Source organism: Pseudomonas sp. MDT1-16 (genome assembly GCF_054898115.1).
Map to the genome: position 1 here is coordinate 5,237,692 of NZ_CM142717.1, position 26,334 is coordinate 5,264,025.

25 protein-coding genes and 1 pseudogene are annotated in these 26,334 nt (G+C 59.2%); 16 read left to right on the forward strand and 10 right to left on the reverse strand.

Annotation, left to right across the window (positions count from 1 at the left end; all coding sequences use genetic code 11):
• Positions 1–82 precede the first annotated feature (82 nt).
• The 4 genes from ACYZT3_RS24140 to ACYZT3_RS24155 form a co-directional block, all read right to left on the reverse strand.
• Positions 83–394: a GIY-YIG nuclease family protein gene (locus tag ACYZT3_RS24140; RefSeq protein ID WP_462030904.1), complete on the reverse strand. Its 312-nt coding sequence runs from the start codon at positions 392–394 to the stop codon at positions 83–85.
• Positions 395–434: 40 nt separating this feature from the next.
• Positions 435–905 (reverse strand): nuclear transport factor 2 family protein, encoded by a 471-nt coding sequence (locus ACYZT3_RS24145; protein WP_282382598.1) that lies wholly within the window; start codon positions 903–905, stop codon positions 435–437.
• 109 nt (positions 906–1,014) lie between these two features.
• On the reverse strand, positions 1,015–2,322 hold the full coding sequence (locus ACYZT3_RS24150; protein ID WP_462030905.1) for a CynX/NimT family MFS transporter: 1,308 nt from the start codon (positions 2,320–2,322) through the stop codon (positions 1,015–1,017).
• A complete protein-coding gene (locus tag ACYZT3_RS24155; protein WP_282382603.1) occupies positions 2,312–2,971 on the reverse strand; it encodes a FadR/GntR family transcriptional regulator in 660 nt (219 codons plus the stop codon). The genes ACYZT3_RS24150 and ACYZT3_RS24155 overlap by 11 nt, the downstream gene beginning before the upstream one ends.
• A 269-nt stretch (positions 2,972–3,240) precedes the next feature.
• Between ACYZT3_RS24155 and ACYZT3_RS24160 the strand changes: the two genes are divergently transcribed.
• Entirely contained in the window at positions 3,241–4,854 is a 1,614-nt protein-coding gene (locus ACYZT3_RS24160; protein ID WP_462030906.1) for a S8 family peptidase, read from the forward strand.
• A gap of 72 nt (positions 4,855–4,926) precedes the next feature.
• On the opposite strand, the gene ACYZT3_RS24165 is transcribed toward ACYZT3_RS24160, so the two are convergent.
• From ACYZT3_RS24165 to ACYZT3_RS24180, 4 genes are all read right to left on the reverse strand, one after another.
• Complete coding sequence (locus ACYZT3_RS24165) at positions 4,927–5,691, reverse strand: amino acid ABC transporter ATP-binding protein (protein WP_462030907.1); 765 nt, start codon at positions 5,689–5,691, stop codon at positions 4,927–4,929.
• Between the two features lie 11 nt (positions 5,692–5,702).
• The gene (locus tag ACYZT3_RS24170; protein WP_462030908.1) at positions 5,703–6,800 is read right to left on the reverse strand and encodes an amino acid ABC transporter permease; all 1,098 of its coding nucleotides are present in this window, start codon (positions 6,798–6,800) and stop codon (positions 5,703–5,705) included.
• 10 nt (positions 6,801–6,810) lie between these two features.
• On the reverse strand, positions 6,811–7,992 hold the full coding sequence (locus ACYZT3_RS24175; protein ID WP_449643016.1) for an amino acid ABC transporter permease: 1,182 nt from the start codon (positions 7,990–7,992) through the stop codon (positions 6,811–6,813).
• A gap of 65 nt (positions 7,993–8,057) precedes the next feature.
• Positions 8,058–9,086 carry an amino acid ABC transporter substrate-binding protein gene (locus ACYZT3_RS24180; RefSeq protein WP_462030909.1) on the reverse strand — a complete coding sequence of 343 codons (1,029 nt, stop codon included), beginning with the start codon at positions 9,084–9,086 and terminating at the stop codon, positions 8,058–8,060.
• Between the two features lie 467 nt (positions 9,087–9,553).
• On the opposite strand from ACYZT3_RS24180, the gene ACYZT3_RS24185 reads away from it, so the two are divergent.
• From ACYZT3_RS24185 to ACYZT3_RS24205, 5 genes are all read left to right on the forward strand, one after another.
• Positions 9,554–10,210, forward strand: coding sequence for an alpha/beta hydrolase (locus ACYZT3_RS24185; protein ID WP_282379054.1), 657 nt, complete (start codon positions 9,554–9,556; stop codon positions 10,208–10,210).
• Positions 10,211–10,307: 97 nt separating this feature from the next.
• Positions 10,308–11,795 carry an ATP-dependent RNA helicase RhlB gene (gene rhlB, locus ACYZT3_RS24190; protein WP_462030910.1) on the forward strand — a complete coding sequence of 496 codons (1,488 nt, stop codon included), beginning with the start codon at positions 10,308–10,310 and terminating at the stop codon, positions 11,793–11,795.
• Positions 11,796–11,935: 140 nt separating this feature from the next.
• Complete coding sequence (locus ACYZT3_RS24195; RefSeq protein WP_462030911.1) at positions 11,936–12,883, forward strand: ornithine cyclodeaminase family protein; 948 nt, start codon at positions 11,936–11,938, stop codon at positions 12,881–12,883.
• A gap of 165 nt (positions 12,884–13,048) precedes the next feature.
• Positions 13,049–14,176 (forward strand): NAD(P)/FAD-dependent oxidoreductase, encoded by a 1,128-nt coding sequence (locus tag ACYZT3_RS24200; protein WP_462030912.1) that lies wholly within the window; start codon positions 13,049–13,051, stop codon positions 14,174–14,176.
• Positions 14,177–14,268: 92 nt separating this feature from the next.
• Entirely contained in the window at positions 14,269–14,925 is a 657-nt protein-coding gene (locus ACYZT3_RS24205) for a helix-turn-helix transcriptional regulator (protein WP_462030913.1), read from the forward strand.
• A gap of 94 nt (positions 14,926–15,019) precedes the next feature.
• Here ACYZT3_RS24205 and hmpA read toward each other — a convergent pair whose 3' ends face one another.
• On the reverse strand, positions 15,020–16,201 hold the full coding sequence (gene hmpA / locus ACYZT3_RS24210) for an NO-inducible flavohemoprotein (RefSeq protein WP_462030914.1): 1,182 nt from the start codon (positions 16,199–16,201) through the stop codon (positions 15,020–15,022).
• Between the two features lie 156 nt (positions 16,202–16,357).
• Between hmpA and norR the strand changes: the two genes are divergently transcribed.
• From norR to ACYZT3_RS24235, 5 genes are all read left to right on the forward strand, one after another.
• Positions 16,358–17,908 (forward strand): nitric oxide reductase transcriptional regulator NorR, encoded by a 1,551-nt coding sequence (gene norR, locus ACYZT3_RS24215; RefSeq protein ID WP_282379042.1) that lies wholly within the window; start codon positions 16,358–16,360, stop codon positions 17,906–17,908.
• Between the two features lie 269 nt (positions 17,909–18,177).
• The gene (locus tag ACYZT3_RS24220; protein WP_008147551.1) at positions 18,178–19,080 is read left to right on the forward strand and encodes a chemotaxis protein CheV; all 903 of its coding nucleotides are present in this window, start codon (positions 18,178–18,180) and stop codon (positions 19,078–19,080) included.
• Between the two features lie 27 nt (positions 19,081–19,107).
• Positions 19,108–19,581, forward strand: coding sequence for a GNAT family N-acetyltransferase (locus tag ACYZT3_RS24225; protein ID WP_282379039.1), 474 nt, complete (start codon positions 19,108–19,110; stop codon positions 19,579–19,581).
• Between the two features lie 28 nt (positions 19,582–19,609).
• The gene (locus ACYZT3_RS24230) at positions 19,610–19,936 is read left to right on the forward strand and encodes a hypothetical protein (protein ID WP_282379038.1); all 327 of its coding nucleotides are present in this window, start codon (positions 19,610–19,612) and stop codon (positions 19,934–19,936) included.
• Positions 19,937–20,019: 83 nt separating this feature from the next.
• Entirely contained in the window at positions 20,020–20,769 is a 750-nt protein-coding gene (locus ACYZT3_RS24235; RefSeq protein ID WP_282379036.1) for a YkgJ family cysteine cluster protein, read from the forward strand.
• A 119-nt stretch (positions 20,770–20,888) separates the two neighbouring features.
• Here ACYZT3_RS24235 and ACYZT3_RS24240 read toward each other — a convergent pair whose 3' ends face one another.
• Positions 20,889–21,146 carry a hypothetical protein gene (locus tag ACYZT3_RS24240; RefSeq protein WP_282379034.1) on the reverse strand — a complete coding sequence of 86 codons (258 nt, stop codon included), beginning with the start codon at positions 21,144–21,146 and terminating at the stop codon, positions 20,889–20,891.
• Positions 21,147–21,302: 156 nt separating this feature from the next.
• Here ACYZT3_RS24240 and ACYZT3_RS24245 point away from each other — a divergent pair.
• The 5 genes and pseudogenes from ACYZT3_RS24245 to ACYZT3_RS24265 all read left to right on the forward strand — a co-directional run.
• Positions 21,303–21,845 (forward strand): annotated as a pseudogene (locus ACYZT3_RS24245) (efflux RND transporter permease subunit); the annotation flags it as partial.
• Between the two features lie 9 nt (positions 21,846–21,854).
• Positions 21,855–22,529, forward strand: coding sequence for a heavy metal response regulator transcription factor (locus tag ACYZT3_RS24250; protein WP_462030915.1), 675 nt, complete (start codon positions 21,855–21,857; stop codon positions 22,527–22,529).
• 255 nt (positions 22,530–22,784) lie between these two features.
• Positions 22,785–24,155, forward strand: a complete 1,371-nt coding sequence (locus ACYZT3_RS24255) for a heavy metal sensor histidine kinase (protein ID WP_462032419.1) — start codon at positions 22,785–22,787, stop codon at positions 24,153–24,155.
• A 297-nt stretch (positions 24,156–24,452) separates the two neighbouring features.
• Positions 24,453–24,677, forward strand: coding sequence for a hypothetical protein (locus ACYZT3_RS24260; RefSeq protein ID WP_282379029.1), 225 nt, complete (start codon positions 24,453–24,455; stop codon positions 24,675–24,677).
• Between the two features lie 194 nt (positions 24,678–24,871).
• Entirely contained in the window at positions 24,872–26,191 is a 1,320-nt protein-coding gene (locus tag ACYZT3_RS24265) for an OprD family porin (protein WP_282379027.1), read from the forward strand.
• Positions 26,192–26,334: the final 143 nt, after the last annotated feature.

The following is a 26,334-nucleotide window of genomic DNA, read 5'->3' on the forward strand; positions in this document are numbered from 1 at the left end:
GCTCCGCCGCTGGGAAAGGAATCCGCAGCTTAGCGCGCAATACGCCAGCAGCCTACAGATCTGCCTGATGGGCACTGATCATTCAGATTGATAAGCCCGCAGAAAAGGTCGTCACCAGACATTCCTTGGCGCTTTTCTTGAGTTTTTTGATCAAGCGTTCCTGACGCAGCGCTTCGCTTTTGTCGCGGCAGACTTCGGTGTAAACCAAGGCCACGGCTGGGCTGGAGAGGAAGAATCGCGCACCCTTGCCGCTCTGGTGAGTGGCGAATCGGCGCACGGGATCATTACTGATCCCGCAGTAGAGCGAACCATTGGCCGCGCGTACGAGGTAGACGAACCAGGGTTTGCTCACCGGCGTGTCGGCATCGACGGAGATTTCGCAGAGGGTGTTCACGTGACGATCAAGGCTTGAAAGGAAACAAGCCGCGATCTTATCAGCGACTGGCCTGGAATGCCTTCAGCCCCTTCAAGGCCTGAGCACGAACGGCGTTTCTCACCAACGGCGTCCAGCCCAGCAGCAGACCTTTAGTGCCCAGCGCCTGTCGAGACCAAGTCCACATGTCGAAGCTGTCGTGATGCTCGCAGATCTTGCCATCGCGAAAAAAGAAGCGAGCCTGAATATCGTTGACCACCGTGTTGCCGGTCTGGCTGAACAGGTACGTTGCCACCCAATGGGCACCGCCCGTGCGCTCATCGCTGCGCACGTTATCGAACGTCAGGGAAAAGTCCTTGGCCCGGGTGGTGAGCATGCGCCACATGTCGCCGGCATCGCGGCCATGCAGCTCGCCGAACGCTGGATCACTGAACACCACGTCATCGGTATAGCAGGCACTCATGGCCTCGGCATCCAGCCGCTGGAAGGCTTGGTAGAACTGGGTGATCAATGCGCTGTGGGCATCACTCATGGGCAGGTTCCCTGATGTGCAAAGCTTCGAAAGATTGCCTGCACGATAGTCAACAAACGCCTGGAACACTATCGGCATTCGTGGGCCGAATACCGACAGTGCGCGGGTGTCAGACCTTTTCGCTTTCGACCTGGACGTACAGCGAACGTCCGGCACCGAGGCCGGCGATAATCGCCCCGAGGCCAATGATGCCGAAGATCCAGCCCAGGGCGTTCCAGCCGCCGGTCCAGTCATGCACGATACCCACCGCGAACGGCCCCATGGACGCCAGGGTGTAACCAAAGCCCTGGGCCATGCTCGACAGGTTCGCCGCGACATGCGAGTCCCGCGAGCGCAGCACAATCAGCGTCAGCGCCAGACTGAACGTACCACCCTGCCCCAGACCGAGCAGGATCGCCCAGCCCCACAAGCCTTCGATCGGAGCGTAGAGGCAACCGAATAAACCGCCAAGGGTCAGTAGCATGACGATAACGATCGCCAGACGCTGATCCTTGCCGCGGGTTGCCAGCCACGGCGCGGCCAGTGAACTGGCCAACTGGATAAGGACAGAACCCGAGAGCACCAGGCCGGCCTGGGTCGGGGTCAGGCCGCGGCCAATCAGGATCGACGGCAACCAGCCGAACACGATGTAGGCCAGAGAAGATTGCAGGCCCATGTAGAGCGTCACTTGCCAGGCCAGCGGATCACGCAACAGACCGCGAACCCGATAGGCGACGTTGTGCGCACCGTGTTTCTGACCGACTTGTGGCAACCAGAAAATCGCCGCGACCAATGCCGGCACCACCCAGAAGCCGAGACCCAGTGCCCAGCGCTTGTCGAAATGCTCGCTCAACGGCACGGTCGCGCCCGCCGCCATCGCCGCGCCCAGACACAGCGCCATGGTGTAGACGCCTGTCATGGTCCCGGCGTGTTTAGCGAAGTCGCGCTTGACGATACCCGGTAACAAAACGCCTATCACGCCGATGCTCGCACCGGCCAGCACGCTGCCGGCAAACAGGCCGATTGTGCCGAACGAACTGCGCAGGATGATCCCGCCGGCCAACATCAAAAGAATCCCCAATACCACCCGTTCGGCGCCGAAACGTCGTGCCAGCACGGGCGCCAGCGGTGCAAACAAGCCGAGGCACAGCACCGGCAACGTCGTCAGCAAACCGGCCTGAGCTGACGACAAACCGAGAGTCTTCGAGACCTCGCTGAGCATCGGCGCCATGCTCGACAGCGCAGGGCGCAGGTTCAGCGCCACCAGAATCAGGCCCAGCAGCAACAGCCATGGACGACGCAGGATCGGGTGGCTTTGCTGGACTTCTTCGTCATTGGCCTCGGCGTCGATCAGCAGTTCTTCGAGCTCCGCCGTGCGCTTGGGTTGCGTGATGTTGCTGTTATTGGCAGACATGGAATTCTCGGTTTCAAGGTTCATTGATCAACTGCCTCGACAGGGCTTTGGCCCGTTCCGGGTCGCGTTGCTCGACGGCATCAAGCAGTGCGATATGAAGGTCGAACACCTCCTGGCGTCGGGGGCTGATGTTCAGGGTCTCGCGCAGATGCGCGCCGACGATGCTGGAGAAATAGCGATACAACTCGCTGAGCGTCGGGTTGTGCGCGGCGTCCACCAGACGGCGGTGGAACACCAAGTCGCAGGCGATATAAGTGTCGAGATCGCCGTGATAGTGGCTGCCGCTGACGCCCAATGCTTCGCGCAACGCCACAAGGTCTTCGTCGGTACGCCGCAGTGCGGCCAGACCGATGGCCTCGACTTCCAGAATGTGCCGAGTCTCCCGGGCTTGCTCGTGGGAGCAGCGGGACAACGCCTTCAGGGTGTCGAGCGGATCAACCACCGCCCGCAGGTAGCTGCCATCGCCCTGACGGATTTCGATCAACCCGGAAAACGCCAACACGCGCATGGCTTCGCGCACGGTGTTACGGCTGATGCCCAGTTCTGCGGACAGTTCAGGTTCTGTGGGCAAGCGCTGACCGACCACCCAAACGCCTTGGTTGATGCGCAGGCGCAATTGGTCCAAGGCCTGGTCGACCAGGGACCGTTTAACTAGCGGAGAAATGTCTGACATAGGATTCGCCCTTTCATCCAATCATAGGATGAATTTTCTGACATGTTAGTCAGCATCACCCAAGAGAACAAGCGCCAAAGGAGCAGGATTCGATTACCACGACTGAAAAAACCTTCATTACCACTGTCGGAAACACCTTCGAATTGAGGATTTGCCCTACGACCATTCAGGCCAGGAACTGACTTCATACAGTGCTCCCGCCCTTCAGACTCAAGGACCTTACCCCGCAGGCATTTTCGTCTGCGACTTTGAAACAGATGGAAAACCCCATGGAAGAAGTCAACTTCGGTAAAAAGCACAGTCACTCTTTCTTTCTGCAGAAAAGTCAGGAGATGATCGCGGTACGCAGTCAGGCGGGGAAAAAACTCGCCTCGGCGCTGTGCTGCGAGCAAGCGCATCAGGCGATAGGCGACAGTGAACGGGTGATGCACATCGAAGACGCGGACGTACAGGTCTTCAAACTGCCACCGGATTCGGATCTGTCCAAGCGCAAGGCTTTATTGCGCGAATTGCCAGACGTGCGTTTCGCCGCAAGTGTGCTGGTCGATCCTCTTACTCAAGAACCCGTTCTTTACACAGAGAACATCTTTTTGAAATTCACTGATCAACTCACCCCTACACAGTGCCTGGTCACACTCAATGAGCTGGGAATGACCATCAAGCAACAAGTCCCCTACGCGGCCAACGCATTCTTCGTTCACAACAAAGACTGTCACGGTACGGACGTGTGCTCACTCACACTCAAACTGCTGGAGCGTGAAGACATCGAATACTGTCACCCTGAAATACTGCGCCAGGGACAACGCAGGGCCATCCACGATAACCAGTGGCACCTGAAAAAAACCACGGTCACCTATCAGGCTCAGATCGACGCGAGTGCCAACGTCGAAGCCGCTCATGAGTTTGCTCAGGGCCTAGGTGTAGTGATCGCCGTCATCGACGACGCCATTGATATCGACCATCCCGAATTCGCCGGTCCCGGCAAAATAGTCGGTGCACAGAACTTTGATCGCCGCAATTCCAAACAAGGCCCACGACCGAAAAACGCCCTCGAACGCCACGGAACAGCGGCCGCGGGCGTAGCGTGCGCCAATGGCCAGGTCGGTGCCAGTGGGGTCGCGCCACGGGCGCGCCTGATGCCGCTCAAACTCACCAAACCCCTAGGTGCACGCGCTGAAGCCGATGCCTTTTTTTGGGCCGCCGATAATGGGGCTGACATCATTTCCTGCAGCTGGGGCCCCGCTGAAGGTCATTGGGCCGATCCTACCGATCCCAGACACACCCAAACGTTTCCATTGGCGGCCAGCACGCGTCTGGCCATTGAATATGCTGCGACCAAGGGCCGCAATGGCAAAGGTTGCGTCATCTTTTTCGGGGCCGGCAACGGTAACGAGAGTGTGGACAATGATGGTTACTCCAGCCATCCAATGGTGATTGCAGTCGGCGCCTGCAATGACCAAAGCCGCCGCAGCGCCTACAGCGACTTCGGTAAAGCGCTCTGGTGCTGCTTTCCCAGTGGCGACCAACCGCACCCGGATCCGAAATTCAAACCCGCCACTTCAATCCCGCAAACCCGGGGAGTTCGCACAACGGACCTGAGTGGCAAGTTTGCCGATTCGAGCAATGGCGCCTTCACCGATTTATTCAGCGGCACCTCAAGCGCCTGCCCGGGAGCCGCCGGAGTGGCTGCGCTTGTGCTGGGTGTCAACCCGATGCTGGATCGCCAGGCAGTGCGACAAATCCTTGCCGATTGCTGCGACAAGATCGGGCATGCCGACGATGGACCGCTCGGCCACTATGACCTCAATGGCCATAGCCACTACTACGGGCACGGGAGGCTCAACGCCCTTCGTGCCGTACACCTGGCACTCGAACGCCTGTAGCGAATCTGCACGAACAAAAAAGCCCCGCAGAAAATTCTGCGGGGCTTTGAGTTAACGCTATGATTCAACCCATCAATGCAGAATCTGACTCAAGAACAACTGGGTCCGCTCATTCTGCGGATTATCGAAGAAGTCGTTCGGCGCGGCCTGTTCGACGATTTCGCCCTTGTCCATGAAGATCACGCGATTGGCCACGGTGCGGGCGAAGCCCATTTCGTGGGTTACGCAGAGCATGGTCATGCCGTCTTCAGCCAGGCCGATCATGGTGTCCAGAACCTCTTTCACCATTTCCGGGTCGAGCGCCGAGGTCGGTTCGTCGAACAGCATGATTTTCGGTTTCATGCACAAGGCACGGGCAATCGCCACACGCTGTTGCTGACCGCCGGACAGTTGCCCCGGGAATTTATGCGCCTGCTCCGGAATGCGGACGCGTTCCAGGTAATGCATGGCGATTTCTTCGGCCTGGCGCTTGGGCATCTTGCGCACCCACATCGGCGCCAGCGTGCAGTTCTGCAGGATGGTCAGGTGCGGGAACAGGTTGAAGTGCTGGAACACCATGCCGACTTCACGGCGGACCGATTCGATCTGCTTGAGGTCGTTGGTCAGCTCCACGCCATCGACCACGATGCGGCCCTGCTGGTGTTCTTCCAGACGGTTGAGGCAACGAATGGTGGTGGACTTGCCGGAACCCGACGGGCCGCACAGGACGATACGCTCGCCCTGTTTAACGTTCAGGTTGATGTCTTTCAACACGTGGAACTGGCCGTACCACTTGTTGACGCCCTGCATCTGAATAATGCCTTCAGGGCTCACAGGCTGTTTGATCGCTTCACTCATAAACTACGCTCCTAACGCTTGTGGCCAGTGTCCAGCTTACGTTCCAAATGCATGGAATAGCGGGACATACCAAAACAGAAAATCCAGAACACCAGGGCCGCGAACACATAGCCTTCGGTGGCCATGCCCAACCATTTCGGGTCGGCGGCAGCTTGTTTGACGCTGTTGAGCAAGTCGAACAGGCCGATGATGATCACCAGGCTCGTGTCCTTGAACAGCGCAATGAAGGTGTTGACGATGCCAGGGATCACCATCTTCAGGGCTTGCGGCAGAATCACCAGGCCCATGCTGCGCCAGTAACCGAGGCCCATCGCGGCAGCCGCTTCGTACTGACCTTTGGGAATCGCTTGCAGACCACCGCGCACCACTTCGGCCACGTAAGCCGACTGGAACAGGATCACGCCGATCAGCGCCCGCAGCAGTTTGTCGAAGTTCATGCCTTCAGGCAGGAACAACGGCAGCATCACCGAGGACATGAACAGCACCGTGATCAACGGCACGCCGCGCCAGAATTCGATGAAGGTCACGCAGACCACCCGAATCGCCGGCATGTTCGAACGACGGCCCAGCGCCAGGACGATACCCAGCGGCAACGCACCGGCAATACCGACGGTGGCGATCACCAGGGTCAGCATCAGGCCGCCCCATTGGCTGGTCGCCACGGCGCTCAGGCCGAACACGCCGCCGTGCAGCAGGCACCAGGCGACAATCGGGTACAGCACCAGGAAGCTCAGGCCATACACCGCTTTATGGTGAAAACGCGAGATGAACAACGGTGCCACGCCGATGACCGCCAGCCACACGGTCAGGTCCACGCGCCAGCGCAGGTCCACCGGGTAGTAGCCGTACATGAACTGGCCGAAGCGCTGCTGGATGAACACCCAGCAGGCGCCCTCCTTGGTGCAGTCAGCCTGGGTGGTGCCGACCCAGTTGGCATCGAGGATCGCCCAGCTCAGGATCGGCGGCACCACCAGGTAGATCAGGTAGAACGCGAACAGGGTCAGCAGGGTGTTGAGCCAGCTGGAGAACATGTTGGCGCGCATCCACGCCACGACACCGATGCTGCGGCTCGGGGGTGGCATGTCAGGTTTGAAAGTATGAGTCGTCATGCGCTTTTCCTTACCGCTCGATCAGCGCAATGCGCTTGTTGTACCAGTTCATCAGCAGGGAAATGCTGATACTGATCGCCAGGTACACGCTCATGGTGATGGCAATCACCTCGATCGCCTGCCCGGTCTGGTTCAGCACCGTACCGGCAAACAACGAGACCATTTCCGGATAACCGATACCGGCCGCCAACGAGGAGTTCTTCGCCAGGTTCAGGTATTGGCTGGTCAGCGGTGGAATGATCACGCGCAGGGCTTGCGGGATGATCACCTTGCGCAGCGTCGGACCGTTGCGCAAACCCAACGAGTGCGCCGCTTCGGTCTGGCCGTGGCTGACCGACTTGATGCCCGAACGCACGATCTCGGCGATGAACGCCGCGGTGTATACGGTCAGGGCCAGGGTCAGCGCCAGCAGTTCAGGGATCAGCACCCAGCCACCGACGAAGTTGAAGCCCTTGAGCTCCGGCATTTCCCAATGCACGGGGGCGCCGAAGATCAGCGCACACAGCGCCGGGATCACCAGCAACAGCGCCAGGCCGGTCCAGAACTTGCGGAACGGAACGCCGGTGGCTTCGAAGCGTTTGTTGGCCCAGCGGCACATCAGCACGATGGCGACGATGGCCACGACGACGCTGACCACAAACGGCCAGAAACCGTCCGCCGCCAACGCTGCGGGCATATTCAGGCCGCGGCTGCTGACGAAGAAGGTGTCGCCGAAGTTATGGCTGTTGCGTGGCCCTGGCATGGTCAGGAACACCGCGAAGTACCAGAACAGGATTTGCAGCAGCGGCGGAATGTTGCGGAAGACTTCCACATAAACAGTCGCCAGTTTGGCAATGATCCAGTTCTTCGACAGCCGTGACACACCGACGATGAACCCGAGGATCGTCGCCAGGATCACGCCGATGAAAGTCACCAGCAGCGTGTTGAGCAAGCCGATGACAAACACCCGGGCATAACTGTCCGATTCGGTGTAGTCGATCAGGTGTTGAGCGATGCCGAAACCGGCACTGCGCTCCAGAAAGCTGAAGCCGGAGGTAATGCCCCGGTGCTGAAGGTTGGTCTGTGTGTTATCGAACAGATACCAGCCCATCGAGACCACCGCCACAATGGTGATGATCTGAAATAGCCACGCACGCACTTTCGGATCGCTGAGGCTGAGCCTCTGCTTTGGTGCGCCGATTGAATTTTGCATGAAGTGCCCCGCAAATAATGGAACAGAACATCACCCGGCGGTTGGCCCACCGGGTGATAGAACCATCAGCGCACTGGTGGTGCGTATTGAATGCCGCCGTTGTTCCACAGAGCGTTCAGCCCGCGGTCAATGGCCAGTGGAGTGCCCTTGCCGAGGTTTTTCTCGAACACTTCACCGTAGTTACCTACTTGCTTGACGATCTGAACGACCCAGTCTTTCTTCACTTTCAGGTCTTTGCCGTATTCACCGTCAGCGCCCAGCAGACGAGCAACGTCCGGGTTCTTGGTGGCTTGGGCTTCAGCTTCAACGTTTTTCTGGGTGATGCCCATTTCTTCAGCGTTGAGCATCGCGAACAGGGTCCACTTGACGATGCTGAACCACTCTTCGTCGCCTTTACGCACGACCGGGCCCAGAGGCTCCTTGGAGATGGTTTCCGGCAGAACGACGTAGTCGGTCGGGGTCGCCAACTTGCTGCGTTGTGCGTAGAGCTGGGATTTGTCGGAGGTCAGCACGTCGCAACGACCGGATTCCAGCGACTTGGCGCTTTCATCGGAGGTGTCGAAGGTGATCGGGGTGTATTTCAGACCGTTGCCGCGAAAATAGTCGGAAACGTTCAGCTCGGTGGTGGTACCGGCTTGAATGCAGATGGTGGCGCCGTCGAGCTCTTTAGCGCTCTTCACACCCAGTTTGTTGTTCACCAGGAAGCCGATGCCGTCGTAGTACGTTACGCCGGCAAACACCAGACCCATGCCCGAATCGCGCGAGCTGGTCCAGGTGGTGTTACGCGACAGCACGTCGATTTCGCCGGACTGCAGCGCGGTGAAGCGCTCTTTGGCGTTCAACTGGCTGAATTTGACTTTGGTCGCATCGCCGAAAACGGCAGCGGCCACAGCGCGGCAGACGTCAGCGTCGATGCCGATGATCTTGCCAGTGGAGTCTGGAACCGAGAAGCCTGGCAGGCCGTCACTTACACCGCACTGTACGAAACCTTTCTTCTGCACTGCATCCAGGGTTGCACCCGCCTGAGCGAACCCACTGACACCGAGTACTGCGGCTGCAGTCACGATAGCCAGGGTGGATTTCAACATCTTCATTCAAACCTCCAGTTTTGCTCTTGTTGTGTCGGAGCTTGAGTCCAGTCGCACCCTTATGAGGCGTTGTTGACCCGTGTTGGCTTTTTTTGGGGTCAACCGACGTAAGACCTGCGCTATGAGTCTAGTAGGAGAAAATCCACATCATGGACAACTCACTTCTCACCAATCGGCCGAACGGGCTGTAGCCCTTTCACGTTCGCGAAGCCCGTAGCGGCCACTGGCGAACATCCATCACCGGATTCTTTGCTATCCCACCGCCAGCAGTACACTGATAGTGTTACCGCAAGGCGCGAGATGGGTTGCACCGTTTTCCCATAGCAAAGCCCGTACCAGACCGCTCGCAGAAGCGATTGCGCGACAGGTCAATAGCAATACTTGTAGCCTTGCGACATCTTCTTAACTGATCAACCAAGCGCGCACTCACCTCTCGCACTCAATGAGAGCGCATGCACAAAATTGGAGCAACCATGACCGAGCCCTTGATTCTTCAACCCGTAAAGCCCGCAGACGCCTGCGTTATATGGCTGCACGGCCTGGGCGCCGACCGCTACGACTTCCTGCCGGTGGCCGAAGCGCTGCAGGAAAGCCTGCTGACCACCCGCTTCGTTCTGCCTCAGGCGCCGACCCGAGCCGTTACCATCAATGGCGGTTACGAGATGCCGAGCTGGTACGACATATTGGCCATGAGCCCGGCACGCGCGATCGACCGCGAGCAGCTGGAAGCGTCGGCGCAACGGGTCTTTGATTTGATAGAAGAGCAGCGCGCCAGCGGAATAGACGCCTCGCGGATCTTTCTGGCAGGTTTTTCCCAAGGTGGCGCGGTGGTGTTACACACCGCGTTTCTGAAATGGCAGGGGCCGTTGGGTGGCGTACTTGCCCTCTCGACTTATGCACCGACCTTCAGCGACGAACTGGAGCTTTCCGCCAGCCAGCAGCGCATTCCTGTGCTGTCTTTACACGGCCAGTACGATGACGTCGTTGAAAACGCCATGGGCCGGACCGCCTACGAGTATTTAAAGCAGCATGGTGTCACCGCGACATGGCAGGAATACCCAATGGGCCACGAAGTGTTACCCGAGGAAATTCGCGATATTGGCGTCTGGCTCGCCGAGCGCTTGCGTTAACCGCTTATGTAAAAACAGCCCATTGATCCATCCCACTACGCCGCGCCCGATTCTTGCATTACACTGGCCGGCGTATATTCCTTAATCAATTGATGAGATGACCGTGCTCAAAGCACTCAAGAAAATGTTCGGTAAAAGCGAGACTGAGCAGCTCGCGCCAGTCTCCAGCGCTCCGTCTCACCATCCCAGCCACCGCACCGACGGTAATCAGTCTGGCCGGACCGCAACCGTAGCGGTACCGAAGCACGAACCGATGGCCACACCGACCGTCCAACCCGTTGAGGCTCAAGCCTCTGAAGAACCGAGCAGCGAAGCTGCGAAACCTGCCAAACCGCGTCGCGAACCGAAGCCAAAAGCGCCGGTTATTCCCTGGAAACTTGAAGACTTCGCCGTCGAACCCCAGGAAGGCAAAACCCGTTTCCACGATTTCAAACTCGCCCCTGAACTGATGCACGCCATCCAGGACCTGGGCTTCCCGTATTGCACGCCAATTCAGGCACAGGTGCTTGGCTTCACCCTGGCGGGCAAAGACGCCATCGGTCGCGCCCAGACCGGCACCGGCAAAACCGCCGCATTCCTGATTTCGATCATCACCCAACTGCTGCAAACCCCACCGCCGAAAGAGCGTTACATGGGCGAGCCGCGGGCGCTGATCATTGCGCCGACCCGTGAACTGGTGGTTCAGATCGCCAAGGACGCGGCCGACCTGACCAAATACACCGGCCTCAACGTCATGACGTTTGTCGGCGGCATGGACTTCGACAAACAGCTCAAGCACCTCGAAGCCCGTCATTGCGACATCCTCGTGGCCACCCCGGGCCGTCTGCTGGACTTCAACCAGCGCGGCGACGTGCACCTGGACATGGTCGAAGTCATGGTCCTGGACGAAGCCGACCGGATGCTCGACATGGGTTTCATCCCACAAGTGCGTCAGATCATTCGCCAGACTCCGCCGAAGGACGAGCGTCAGACGCTGCTGTTCTCCGCGACTTTCACCGAAGACGTGATGAACCTGGCCAAGCAATGGACTACCGACCCGTCCATCGTCGAGATCGAGTCGCAGAGCGTGGCCAGCGAAAACGTCGAGCAACACATTTACGCCGTGGCCGGCGCCGACAAATACAAACTGCTCTACAACCTGGTCAACGACAACGGTTGGGAGCGGGTGATGGTGTTTGCCAACCGCAAGGACGAAGTGCGGCGCATCGAAGAACGCCTGGTCCGTGATGGCGTCAATGCCGCGCAACTGTCCGGCGACGTGCCGCAGCACAAACGCATCAAGACCCTCGAAGGTTTCCGCGAAGGCAAGATCCGCGTACTGGTCGCCACCGATGTGGCCGGCCGCGGCATTCACATCGACGGCATCAGCCACGTGATCAACTTCACCTTGCCGGAAGTCCCGGACGACTACGTGCACCGTATCGGTCGCACCGGTCGTGCTGGCGCCGATGGCGTGTCCATCAGTTTTGCCGGTGAAGACGACTCCTACCAGCTACCGTCCATCGAGGCACTGCTGGGGCGCAAGATCAGCTGTGAAACGCCACCGACGCATCTACTGCGGGCGGTTGAGCGCAAGGGTCCGTAACGCGGGTCGCACTAAAAGAGGCGCAGCCGGAAACGGACTGCGCTTTTTTTTCGTCCGGCTTTTTTTCAACAGAAGCTTGCTCGTGATAACTAAAAGTCCATAATGGACAAATTAGTTTACTTCCAGCCCCGGAGCCGACCATGTCCAGTACGCCTTACGTGATCACCCAACCTCAGGCCCGCGAGCTGCTGGCGCAGGTCGACGTGCCGCAGATCCTGCGCAAACTGTTCCGCGACCTGGCTGCCGGACAAGCCGTGCAACCGGCGCAGCAATTGGTTGAGTTCCCGCAGGGCGCTGGCGACTTCATCAACTACCTGGGCGTGCTGGCCGAAGACGGCGTTTACGGGGTCAAGACCTCGCCGTACATCGTGCGTGAACAAGGCCCGTTGGTGACCGCCTGGACGCTGCTGATGTCGATGCAGACCGGCCAGCCGCTGTTGCTCTGTGATGCCGGCGAACTGACCACGGCGCGCACCGCTGCAACCACGGCCGTGGCGGTCGACGCTCTCGCCCCGCTAAAGGCCCGGCGCCTGGCGATCATCGGCAGTGGCAAGGTCGCCCAGGCGCACCTGCACTACGTCAAAGGTCTGCGTGACTGGCAAAGCGTCAGCCTCTACTCGCCGAGCCTGAGCGACAAGAATCCCAAAGTATTGGCGCAGCTCAAAAGCCTCGATCCACGCCTGACCATCGTCGACAGTCGTGAAGCGGCCATTCAGGACGCTGACGTGATCATGCTCTGCACCTCGTCCGCAGGGCCGGTGATCGACCCTTCAAGCTTGAGCAAACCGGCGCTGATCACCTCCATCAGCACCAACGCACCACGGGCCCATGAAGTACCGCCGCAGAGCCTCAATGACATGCAAGTGTTCTGCGACTATCGTCTGACCACCCCAGGCTCGGCCGGCGAAATGCTGATTGCCGGTGAACAGCATGGCTGGGACAAGCACGCGATCATCGGTGACCTGCCGGATCTGCTCAGCGAAAAAGTCCAGCGCCCCGACTACGACCGCCATGTGTTCTTCCGCTCCATCGGTCTGGGCCTGGAAGACATTGCGCTGGCCAATGCCCTTTACCAACTACAGCACTAACACCACGAACCCTTGTAGGAGCGAGGCTTGCCCGCGAAGGCGGTGTGTCAGTAAACATAAATTTCGACTGATACACCGCCTTCGCGGGCAAGTCGGATCGCCGCCCGCTCGCTCCTACAGGGGTCATCTACACATTCGGCATTTACGCCCCATCAGGAGACGTTCATGAGCCAGGCAGATTTCATCATCATCGGCGGCGGGATTGCCGGCGCTTCCACCGGTTTCTGGCTGTCGCAGCACGCCCGAGTGATCGTGCTCGAACGCGAATCTCATCCGGCTTACCACTCCACCGGACGTTCGGCCGCGCTGTTTACCGCCGCATACGGTACGCCTCAAGTTCGGGCGCTGACCCAGGCCAGCCGTGATTTCTTCGACGCGCCGCCAGCCGGTTTTTGCGAACACCCGCTGCTGACCCCGCGTGGCGAGATGACCGTGGACTTCACCGGCGACCCCGCCGAACTGAACAATCAATACCAGAGCGCCAAAGCCACGGTGCCGGAAATGCAGCTGCTCAGCGCCGATGAGGCCTGCGTGCGCTTGCCGATCCTGCGCCGGGAAAAAGTCCATGGCGCGATTTACGACCCGACCGCCAGCGACATCGACACCGATGCCCTGCACCAGGGTTACCTGCGCGGTATCCGACGTAACAAGGGCGAAGTTCATACCGACAGTCAAGTCCTGAGCCTGACCCGTGATGCCGAAGGTGTCTGGCAAGTACACACCAACGGTCAGACCTTCAGCGCCCCGATCATCATCAACGCGGCAGGCGCCTGGGCCGACAAAATCGGTGAGTTGGCCGGTGCCAAACCACTGGGCCTGCAACCCAAGCGGCGCGCGGCGTTCATCTTCGCCGGCCCCGAGGGCGTGGACATCCATCATTGGCCAATGCTGGTCAGCCTCGACGAATCCTTCTACATGAAGCCCGACGCGGGGATGTTCCTCGGCTCGCCAGCCAACGCCGACCCGGTAGAACCGCACGACGTGCAGCCCGAAGAGTTGGACATCGCGATGGGCATCTACCAGATCGAAGAAGCCACCACCCTGACCATCCGCCGTCCGACCCGCACTTGGGCCGGCTTGCGCAGTTTCGTGAGCGACGGTGATTTGCTGTGCGGTTTCGATCCGCAGGTACCGGGGCTATTCTGGGTAGCGGCACAAGGCGGTTATGGCATCCAGACCTCGCCGGCCATGGGCCAGGCCAGCGCTGCACTGGTGCGCGGTGAAGCCTTGCCCGAGCAACTGACTCGCTTCGGTCTGAACACCGAGATGCTCTCCCCCGCGCGGCTGGGCTGACGTTCAGACTCAGGTGACGTGTCGACACGATTGCGGCAAACTTCCAGCGCCCCTTTTTGACGGGGCGCTGATGCTGCCTGGAGCTCCACTTTATGAACGCCCAAGAACACGATCCGGCCCTTGATGACTCTGCATTGAAGCGCTCGCCGCTGGACAACTTTCGAGCGATCGCCGATGCCATCGCCACGTTGCTCTTTCCTCACGCCGAAGTGGTGCTGCACGATCTGCGCACACAGAAGGTCGACTACATCGCCAACAACCTGTCCAAGCGCGAAGTCGGTGACGACTCGGCGCTGGGGGACATGCTCAGCGAAGAGATCAGCGAACGAAACATCGGGCCGTACGAAAAACTCAATTGGGATGGTCAGAAGATTCGCAGCCTGAGCAGCGTGCTGCGCGACAGTGAAGGCCGTCCGCTGGCGGTGCTGTGCATCAATCTGAATATTTCTCTGTTCGAAAATGCCAAGGCCGCTTTGGATCTGTTCCTGTCACCGAGCAAGTTGATTCCGCAACCCGATTCGCTGTTTCGCGATGACTGGCAGGAGCGGATCAACACCTTCCTCCACGCCTGGCTGCGCGAACGTCAGCTGAGCCTGAACCTGCTGACCCGCGACCATAAACGCGAACTGGTGCTGGCACTGCACGCCGAAGGCGCCTTCAAAGGTAAAAGCGCCTCCAACTATGTGGCGAACGTGCTGAACATGGGCCGGGCGACGGTGTACAAACATTTGAAGGAAGTGAAGGGCTGAAAGACCGACAAGCACTCGTAGGAGCACGGCTTGCCGGCGAAGGCGTCCTTAAGATCGCCTTCGCCGGCAAGCCGTGCTCCTACAAGATAAGCGGTTACTCCAACGACGAAGCCGGTCCGAAGAATTCGTAACGGCTTTGCTTCTCCGGCACACCCAAGGCTTTGAGGTGGCGCTTGATCGCCGCCATAAAGCCTTTTGGCCCAAGGAAGTAAGCGTCCAGATCGCGCTGTTGCGGCAACCACTCGCCCAGTTGCTCCTGGCTCAACAAGCCAACCTTGTGCGCCGCCGGGCTCACGCCATCATCTTCGTCGTAGCAATAGAAGCGTTTGAGTTGCGGGTGATGCTCGGCCAAGCCATCGATCCAGTCGCGGAAGGCGTGAACGCTACCGTTGCGTGCGCAGTGAATAAAGTGCACCGGCCGCTTGGTCGCCAGCGCCGCTTCGAGCATCGCCAGCGTCGGAGTGATCCCGACGCCGCCGCTGATCAGCACCAACGGTTTGGCGCTTTCGGTCAGGGTGAATTCGCCCGATGGCGGGAACAGCTGGATGCTCGAGCCTACATGTAACTGATCGTGCAGATGGTTGGAGGCGCGGCCACCGGTTTCACGCTTTACGCTGATCCGGTACTGGCCCTGGTTCGCCAAAGCCGACAGCGAATAGTTACGACGAATCTCTTCGCCATCGAGGATCAGTTGCATGCCGATGTACTGGCCTGGCTCTGCCGCCAGAATCGGGCCTTTGTCAGCCGGTTCGAAGTAGAACGAGGTGATTTCCGCGCTTTCGTCGACCTTGGCCACCACGATGAAGTCCCGCGCCCCGCGCCAGCCGCCCGGTGCCTGTTCCTTTTGGTCGTAGATGCTGGTTTCGGCGCCGATCAGGATGTCGGCCAATTGACCGTAAGCAGCCCCCCAGGCGGCCATCACTTCAGGTGTGGCAATCTCGTCGCCCAGCACTTCGGAGATGGCTCGCAGCAGGCAGGAGCCGACAATCGGGTAGTGTTCCGGGAGAATTTGCAGGGCCACGTGCTTGTTGATGATCTTGGCCACCAGGTCGCCCAACTGGTCGAGCTGGTCGATGTGCCGCGCATACATCAAGACACCGTTTGCCAGGGCACGCGGCTGATCACCGCTGGCCTGGTGAGCCTGGTTGAACAGCGGGCGAACTTCCGGATACTCGGAGAGCATCATGCGGTAGAAATGAGTGATCAACGCTTCGCCACCGCTTTCCAGCAAGGGCACGGTGGATTTGACGATTGCACGGTCTTGAACGCTAAGCATAAGGCGACTCCTGAACTACTTGGATTGCTAACTGACTGCCTTGGACTTATCAGTTTCCGTGCCAAAAATTAAAACGTTATAAATCAATTACTTGAATTCTTAGTAGTCATATCGACACAGACTGTTTTATAGTCATACCGACTACACGGAGTCACTATGACTGCAAAATCTCTACTGACCGCCCTGCTGCCACTGGTCTCCGACCTGTCCCGTGAACTCCCCGAAGGCGAGCGTTATCGGCGCTTGCTCGAAGCCATGCGCGCCCTGCTCCCCTGCGATGCCGCCGCCCTGCTGCGCCTCGATGGCGAATGGCTGGTGCCGCTGGCCGTCGACGGGTTGAGCACCGACACCCTCGGCCGACGCTTTAAAGTCAGCGAACACCCGCGTTTCGAAGCGCTGCTCAGCAGTCACGGCCCGACCCGTTTCGCCGCTGACAGCGACTTGCCCGACCCTTACGACGGCCTGGTCGATGGCCTCGACGATCATCTGGAAGTCCATGACTGCATGGGTTGCCCGCTGTTTATCGACGAGCGTCCGTGGGGTTTGCTGACCCTTGACGCACTCGATCCGGAGCGCTTCGAACCGATCGAACTGGACGCCCTGGAAGCCTTCGCCAGCCTCGCCGCCGCCACCGTCAACGCCGCCGAGCGCATCGAACGCCTGGCCAATCGTGTCGAAGACGAACATCAGCGCGCCGAGGTTTACCGACAAGCCAGCGGCCAGCAGAACCGCGAGATGATTGGCCAGAGCAAGGCCCACAAACGGCTGGTGGAAGAAATCAATCTGGTGGGCGGCAGCGATCTTACCGTGCTGATCACCGGCGAAACCGGGGTCGGCAAGGAACTGGTCGCCCAAGCCATCCACGCCGCATCGCCCCGGACCGACAAGCCGATCATCAGCCTCAACTGCGCCGCGCTGCCGGACACGCTGGTGGAGAGCGAGTTGTTCGGCCATGTCCGCGGTGCCTTCACCGGCGCAATGAACGATCGGCGCGGCAAGTTCGAACTGGCCAATGGCGGCACGCTGTTTCTCGATGAAGTCGGTGAGCTGTCCCTGACCGTCCAGGCCAAATTGCTGCGAGTCCTGCAAAGCGGTCAATTGCAGCGATTGGGTTCGGATAAAGAGCATCAGGTCGACGTACGACTGATCGCCGCGACCAACCGCGATCTGGCGGAGGAAGTGCGCAGCGGCCGCTACCGTGCCGACTTCTATCACCGCCTGAGCGTTTATCCGTTGTTGGTGCCAGCACTGCGTGATCGTGGGCGGGATGTGTTGCTGCTCAGCGGCTATTTCCTGGAGCAGAACCGCTCACGCATGGGCCTCAACAGCCTGCGCCTGAACAGCGACGCTCAGGCTGCATTGCTGGCGTATACATGGCCGGGAAATGTGCGGGAACTGGAGCACTTGATTGGCCGCAGTGCCTTGAAGGCGCTCGGTAACTGCAAGGAACGGCCGAAAATTCTAAGCTTGAGTGCGGCGGACCTGGATTTGCCCACTGGCAGTGTTGCGCTTGCAGCCGAGCCAGCCACTGTCAGCCCTGTTGCGTTGGTCTCGGGAGACTTGCGGGCGGCGACCGAGGATTATCAGCGTCGACTGATCAACGCCTGTCTGGAACGACACCATAACAATTGGGCGAGTGCGGCGCGTGAGCTAGGCTTGGATCGGGCGAATCTTGGAAGGATGGCCAAACGCTTGGGAATGAAATAACGCGATCCCTTGTAGCAGCTGCCGAAGGCTGCGTCCGAGGACGCAGTCCTCGCCAAACCATTCACCGCGCTATATTCGGTGCACCGAGAGCTCGGCATTTACGACTGCTTCGCAGCCGGACGCAGCCTTCGGCAGCTGCTACAGGGATCACACTGACCGGTCTGGCGACGGAATAACCCTAAAGCCTGCCCGCAACAAGTCGATAACCCGGCATCGATGCTGTTGGCGATCCCGCGGTCGCCCATCACCTTTTTCCACAGAAGGTTTTTATGTCTTCAAACAAAGCCCGCGCAGACTCACTTTCGCTTCTGCTGTTTACCTTGCGCAGCGGCAAGCTGATGGCGATCAACCTGCTGAAAGTCAGTGAAATCATTCCCTGCCCGCCGCTGACCAAGCTGCCGGAGTCGCATCCCCACGTCAAAGGCATCGCCACCCTGCGCGGTGCGTCGTTGTCGGTGATCGACCTCAGCCGTGCCATCGGTGAACGGCCGCTGGAAGACCCGAACGGTGGCTGCCTGATCGTCACCGATGTCAGCCGCTCCAAGCAGGGTTTGCACGTTCAAGCGGTGAGCAAGATCGTCCACTGCCTGACCACCGACATCCGTCCGCCGCCCTTCGGCTCTGGCGGCGTGCGTTCGTACATCACTGGCGTGACCTCGGTCGACGGCACGTTGGTACAAGTGCTGGACATCGAAAAAGTGATCCATGGCATCGCCCCGGCGCAGATCGAAACGGCCCCGACCGAACTGAGCATGGAAGACGCCGAAGTCCTCGGCAACGCGCGGATTCTGGTGGTCGATGACAGCCAGGTTGCGCTGCAGCAATCGGTTCACACCCTGCGCAACCTCGGCCTGCAATGCCACACCGCCCGCAGTGCCAAGGAAGCCATCGACTGCTTGCTGGACCTGCAAGGCACGGCCCAGCAGATCAATCTGATCGTTTCGGACATCGAAATGTCGGAGATGGACGGCTACGCCTTCACCCGCACCTTGCGCGAAACCCCGGATTTCTCGCACCTCTATGTGCTGCTGCACACCTCTTTGGACAGCGCGATGAACAGCGAAAAGGCCCGTCTTGCCGGCGCGAACGCGGTGTTGACCAAGTTCTCCTCTCCGGAATTGACCAAGTGCCTGATCGAAGCAGCCAAGGCTGTCGCTGAACAAGGTCATTGAGTCTTGTCCAAGGACTTCTGCTTTCTGATGCGGCGCAACCTCACTGAAGGTATGCCTGCAATCGTTTGGCCTCAGGGAATCGTCCTCAGCGAATACCGCCCCGATCTGGCAGAAGCCGTTCATCGTTTGATGGAACTGGGCTATCAGGAAGGAGGCGGTCGCGTACCGGCACTGGACGTCTGGCAACAGCGTTTTGAAACCGATCAGGAATACGACCCGACCCTGTGCTTCATCGCTCTGGATGCCGAAGGTATTGTGGGTGTTTGCCAGTGCTGGACAAGTGCCTACATCAAGAACCTGGTGGTGCATCCTCGAGCTCAGGGCCTCGGGCTAGGCCGTGCATTGCTGGCACAAGCTTTCAAGGTGTTTCAGGAACGTCGCGAAGGTTTTGTAGATTTGAAGGTGCTTGAGGACAACCTTCGGGCGCAGCGTTTGTATGAAAACGCCGGAATGCGTGTGATCCGCCGGGAACCGGTTCCGGCCTGGCATACTCAGACCTAGGTCTATACCCACCCACGGATGCCAGAATATGAAAGCCTCAACCCTGACCTTCCTCTGCCTCAGCGCCCTGACCACCCAGGCCTACGCGTCCAGCCCCGACGCCTGGGCCGCCTACGACAAAGCCGTGCTCGCCAGCTGCACCAAGGCCAGCGGCCTGAAGAATGCCAAACCTGTTGGCAACGCCGCACAGTTTGACGACCGGGTTGGCTACACCGCACTTCTGTTGCAAGGCCAATACCCGCAAAAACACATGAAAGGCCAGCAAGGCACCGAACTGTGCCTTTACAACAAGAAAAGCAAAACCGCTTATGTCACCGAATGGGACTCCATCCGCCCGACCGCCAAGGCGCAATGACTGGCGCATAACTTGCTTCGACAGTGGCCTTTGCGGCGGCATTCTGTCGCCGCTTCATACCCTCACAGGCGACTGGCCGCTCAATGAATACGACGTTTTCCTGCGTTGGTTGTGGCAAATGCTGCAACGACCACCACGTGCCCCTGACCCTGAGCGAAGCCCGGATGTGGGCGGCCGATGGCGGTCAGGTAATCGTGCTGGTGGAAGGTTTCCTGGGCAATGGCCTGGGCCTGCCCATGCCGCAACGCGAGCACGCCGAACGTCGTTCGGTGAGGGTTCGAAGCGGCGCATCCGAGGCGTACATCGCCATCACCTTTGCCGCCTACAACGTCGGTCCTTGCCGGAATCTTGACGAAGACAACCTCTGCCGCATCTACGAACGTCGGCCGCTGGTGTGCCGCATCTACCCGATGGAAATCAATCCGCACATTCCCCTGAACATTGCGGCGAAGGAATGTCCGCCCGAGTCGTGGGAAAAGGGACCGGATTTAATTGTGGGTGGTGAATGGGCGGATCAGGAACTGGTCGGGTTAATCCAGCACTCTCGTCAGGCTGATCGCGATGACGTTCGGACCAAGGATGCGATTTGCGCGTTGCTAGGAATTCGGACTACAGCGTTGAAGGGCGATGGCTTTACCGCTTATCTGCCGGACATGACCGCGTTTGCGAGGGTCATCGATCAGGTTGCGGCGCAGCCGCTGGCTGAATCACACGCTGATTGGCTGTTTCATGTGTCAGGGGAGGACATTGCCGGACACGTGCAGGCGGCCGGTGCGCAAGTGGCGACAGATACACCCGTGAACTATGCGTTTATTTCGTTGCGCGCGGCTTGATCCAGAACGTGTATTGCCTTTGATGGCCCCTTCGCGAGCAAGCTCAGCTCCTACAGTGGATTTGCGTCGTACACAGATCAACGGTAGGAGCCGAGCTTGCTCGCCGCAGAGTTTAAAACTCAGCGTTTACCCATCGAGCGGCGAGTGCCGGGTGGCGCTACGCCCGGAGTCTTGGTATGGCCGTTCTTGGCGCCATTCTTGTACCAGGGCTGGCTGGCGTTCTTCGCTGCGGCCAGGTCGCCCGGCTTGAACGGGAACTTGAACGCTGGGATCTCGGCTTTGGTTTCGCTGTCTGCGCTGGAGTCGACGCTGTCTGGCAGGTCTGCCTGGTCGTCGCTCAAAGCGTCGGCAACCGGCGGTTGTGTCGGGGAAGTCATGAAAGCTCCGGGTGATGCACATAGAGTCGGGCCCGGTCAGCGAGCCGCGAAAGGCGGCAGTATACCTGTGTCGGGAGCTGCAAGCTTCACGCTGCAGGCGAGTCCGTCGGGTTTTGTGTTCACGGAACTGACGCTATCGTCGGAACGCAGCCCGGAGCAAGCTCGCTTGTATGGATCCTGGCGGTGCTGGTGGCGGTGTACATCATTCTCGGCGTTCTGTACGAGAGCTTCGTCCATCCGCTGACCATCATCTCCACCCTACCCTCCGCCGGGCTCGGCGCGGTGATCATGTTGTGGATTTGCGGGCAGGACTTCTCGATCATGGCGTTGATCGGGCTGGTGCTGCTGATCGGGATCGTGAAGAAGAACGGCATCCTGATGATCGACTTCGCGCTCGAAGCCCAACGCAAAGGTGGCTTGCCACCGGAAGAGGCGATCTACCAGGCCTGTATCACGCGGTTCCGGCCGATCATCATGACCACCCTCGCCGCCCTGCTCGGCGCGCTGCCATTGATGCTCGGCTACGGCACCGGCGCCGAACTGCGCCAACCCTTGGGGATCGCGGTCGTGGGCGGCTTGCTGGTGAGCCAGGCGCTGACGCTGTTTACCACTCCGGTCATATACTTGTGGCTTGAGCGGCTTTTCCATCGGCCTAAACCAGCCCCAGCACCGATGCCGGCGCTGGCGACCACAGACTGAGGCGGGGTCATGCGCGTTCTGATTATCGAAGACGAGGAAAAAACCGCGGATTATCTTCACCGCGGTCTGACGGAACAGGGTTACACCGTGGACCTGGCGCACGATGGCGTCGAAGGCCTGCACCTGGCGCTGGAAAGCGACTACGCGGTGATCGTCCTCGACGTCATGCTGCCGGGCCTCGACGGCTTTGGCGTACTGCGCGCCTTGCGTGCGCGCAAGCAAACCCCGGTGATCATGCTCACCGCCCGCGAGCGTGTCGAAGACCGTATCAAAGGCCTGCGCGACGGCGCCGACGACTACCTCGGCAAACCGTTTTCCTTCCTCGAACTGGTAGCGCGCCTGCAAGCGCTGACCCGCCGCAGCGGCGGTCACGAACCGGTGCAGGTGAGCATCGCCGACCTGTGGATAGATTTGATCAGCCGCAAAGCGACCCGCGCCGGCACCCGCCTGGACCTGACCGCCAAGGAGTTCTCTTTGCTCAGCGTGCTGGCCCGCCGCCAGGGTGAAATTCTTTCGAAAACCGCCATCGCCGAAATGGTCTGGGACATCAATTTCGACAGCGACGCGAACGTCGTCGAAGTCGCGATCAAACGCTTGCGCGCCAAGCTCGACGGGCCGTTCGACGAGAAACTGCTGCACACAATTCGTGGCATGGGTTATGTGCTGGAGAGCCGCGGTGTTTAGGGTAGGTCATCATTCATTTCCTGCGCCGCGTTGCCGTCTGAAAGCGGGCCAGGCAAGGCGCAGCCCGAAGGTAAGGGTTGTTTCCTTGCCAAGGGCTGCAACGCAGCATGGCCCGCTTTCAGACGACAACCCGGAGGGCCGAGCCTGCTGTTGCGCAGGGCTGCGTTGCTCGGAGCTTATTTGGAACAACCAAACCGCGCTCCTCGCGCCTTGCCCTGCGCAACAGCAGACTCGGCGCGGCGCAGGAAATGAATGATGACCTACCCTCGCAACTCGATTGCGCTGCGCCTGAGCGGGATGTTTACGCTGGTGGCGCTTTTGGTGTTTCTGTTGATTGGTTGGGCGCTGTATCAACAGGTCGATAAAGGTCTGGGTTTGCTGCCCGAGGCTGAACTGGACGCACGTTACAGCGTGCTCGAATCCACGGTCGGCCGTTACGGCACGCCTGAGCATTGGGTGAAGATCAATAACAAGCTCAAGCTGCTCGGTGAGGAAGACAAACGCATCAGCTTCTGGATCATCAGCGGGGATCCGCGCTACGAATACGGCAACCTGACGCCGCAGATCCGCACCTTCGCCGAAGGGCCGCTGGGCAGGCGCGACTTGCAGCTGCCGGATCAACCTTATCCACTCAAAGTGCTGGTCAGTCAGTTCCCGGCCAAGGATCAACGTCCACCGCTGCGCTTCATGATCGGCATCGACACCGAGACGTTTTTGCAGACTCAACACCATTTGCTGATTGCCCTGATCAGCCTGGCGATCATCGGCGTGTTGCTGGCGTCGGCCCTCGGTTACTGGGTGGCGCGGATCGGCCTCAAGCCGCTGATCAAGTTGTCCCAGGAAGCTCAGCGGCTGGCCCCGCCGCTGTTGTCCGGTCGGCTGCAATTGTCACCGCTGCCGCCGGAACTGAATCAGTTCGTCAATTCGTTCAACTCGACACTGGAGCGGGTCGAACAGGCTTACTCGCGCCTTGAGTCGTTCAACGCCGATGTGGCCCATGAACTGCGCTCGCCGCTGACCAACCTGATCGGCCAGACCCAGGTGGCGTTGACTCGCGGGCGATCCGCCGAACACTATTTTGAAGTGCTGCAATCGAACCTTGAAGAGCTTGAGCGACTGCGTTCGATCATCAATGACATGCTGTTTCTTGCCAGCGCGGATCAGGGCAGCAAGGCCACCAAACTGACGTCCACCTCACTCGCCGAAGAAGTGGCGACGACGCTGGAGTATCTGGATTTCATTCTGGAAGACGCGCAGGTTCAGGTGCAGGTCAGTGGTGATGCCCAGTTGCGGATCGAGGTCGCGCATTTGCGCCGGGCGTTGATCAACTTGCTGAGTAACGCGGTGCAGCACACCGAGCCAGGGCAAGTCATTCAGGTGCGAATCGAAGTCGAGGAGCATCAGGTCAGTATCGGTGTCGCGAACCCCGGTTCGCCGATTGCCAGCGAGCATTTGTCGCGGTTGTTTGAGCGTTTTTATCGGGTGGATGCATCGCGCAGCAACAGTGGGAACAACCATGGGCTGGGGCTGGCGATCGTCAAGGCGATTGCGTTGATGCATGGGGGGGATGTGTTTGTGCGCTGTGACCACGGCATGAATACCTTCGGCATTCATTTGCCCGTATGACCCGTACCGGCATTTGGACTGCACCCGGTCCTTGTAGCAGCTGGCGAAGCCTGCGTCCGGCTGCGAAGCAGTCGTGAGATCCGACGCTGCGGTCTGTCAGGTATACCGCGTGTACAGGATTTACGACTGCTTCGCAGCCGAACGCAGGCTTCGCCAGCTACTACATGTACTGCGTCGCCCTACCTACTGTTGCCTTAAGCGCAACAGTCCTTTCATAAACCCGCTCTTTTTCCCTTCTCCAAACCCCCTTATCGTTGCCGCACCAAACAGCACTTGCCAAGCAAGAAGGTTTAAAAGATGTCCAACACTATGGGTATTGCCAGCGCTTTCGTTATGTCCTCTATGTTTCTGTCTCCGTTCGCCATCGCTGAAGAGTCGCAGGCGTTCGTCGTGCAAAATTCCGCACGAGCTGCTGCGTTCGAACAGTATCAGAGCGAAATGACGGCCAAAGCTCAGGAAGCTGCGCAAACCCCGCAAGCGTCGACTACTCAAGCCCAGCCGCGGGTTGAGAAAGACAGCTGATTATCAAGTATCGATCTGTTTCCCTCGACACTATTCATCGGCTCTTTCCTTTGAAAAGTTGTCTTCAAGCCGCTGCTCTCAGCGGCTTTTTTTCGTTGTGGTTTTGAACAGCTTCAGTTCGTCTCCCTTAACAAGAAACATTCTGAGTCTCAAAACAATGAGGCTCTTAATTGACCCAAGGAGCTTTACCGCTAGTGCGTTTCCCTCTTAGATTCAGCCCGTTATTCATTGCAATCGCTGCGACGGTGACTCCTGCTGCTCACGCCGCAGACGACTCAAACGCCGAAGGTTTTGTCGAAGGCTCAAGCCTCAACCTCAACGCCCGACACTACTACATGAACCGCAATCGCCTGCAGCAGGCGGACGACAACATTGAATGGGGCCAGGGTTTCCTCGGCATTTTCGAATCAGGCTATACCCAGGGCACCGTCGGTTTCGGCGTTGATGCCCACGCCATGCTCGGGCTCAAGCTCGACGGCGGTGGCGGTACCGATGGGTCGAGTATCCTGCCGATCAGCGATGGCAACGGCAAAGCGCCAGGTTCGTTCTCGACGGCGGGCGGCACGCTGAAAATGCGTGCCCTCGATACCGAACTGAAGGCCGGTGACTTGTTCCTCACCAATCCGGTGATCGCCGGCGGCGAAACCCGCATGCTGCCCCAGACCTTTCGCGGCGTCAGCCTGACCAACCACAGTTTTGACGGCTGGATGATTGAAGGTGGCCAGGCGAGTTTTACCAAACCTTACAACCAGAGCGGACACACCCGAATAGGCACGTCCTATGGCAGTCTGTCCGAGGGTGACGAAAGCCGGCACCTGAACTGGGCCGGCGTCGCCTGGAGCGGTCTGCCGGGGCTGACCAGCAGCCTCTATGCTTCCGAACTCAAAGACATCTGGAACCAGTACTACTACGACCTGGATTACACCTACGCGCTGAACGACCTGGTCAGCCTTAACCCGGGCCTGCACTTCTATCACACGCAAGACACTGGCGATGCGCTGTTGGGTAACATCGACAACAACACCTACAGCCTGCATTTCACCGTCGGTGTGGGCAATCACAGCGTCACCGCCGCGTATCAGCGGGTCAACGGCAACACGCCGTTCGACTACATCAGCCAGGGCGACAGCGTCTTCCTCGACAATTCCCAGCAGTATTCGGACTTCAACGGCCCCAATGAACGCTCGTGGAAACTCAAGTACGCCTATGACTTTGTCGGGCTCGGCCTGCCCGGCCTGACCTCAGCGGTCTCTTACTCCCAGGGTGAACTGGACCTGACCAAGGTCGATCCGGACAGCCCTGGTTATGCCTCGTGGTACAGCGCTGACGGCAAAAACGCCAAGCATTGGGAACGCGACATCGATCTCAAGTATGTGGTTCAGGGCGGCAAGGCCAAAAACCTGGCGCTGCGCCTGCAATGGGCATCCAACCGTGGAGGCAACGGCTACGGCGTGCTGGATCAGGACACCGATGAATACCGGGTGATCGTCGACTACCCGCTCAATGTCTTCTAAGCTTCAATAAGTAAAAGGCCAGCACGTCTTGCTGGCTTTTTTTTTATCCGGGATTTGTACAGGCGCTCTGAACGAAAACGGTTTCTGGGGTTCTGCCCGATTCTTGTAAAAAACTTTCATAACGCCTCATTAGCAGAAGTCAG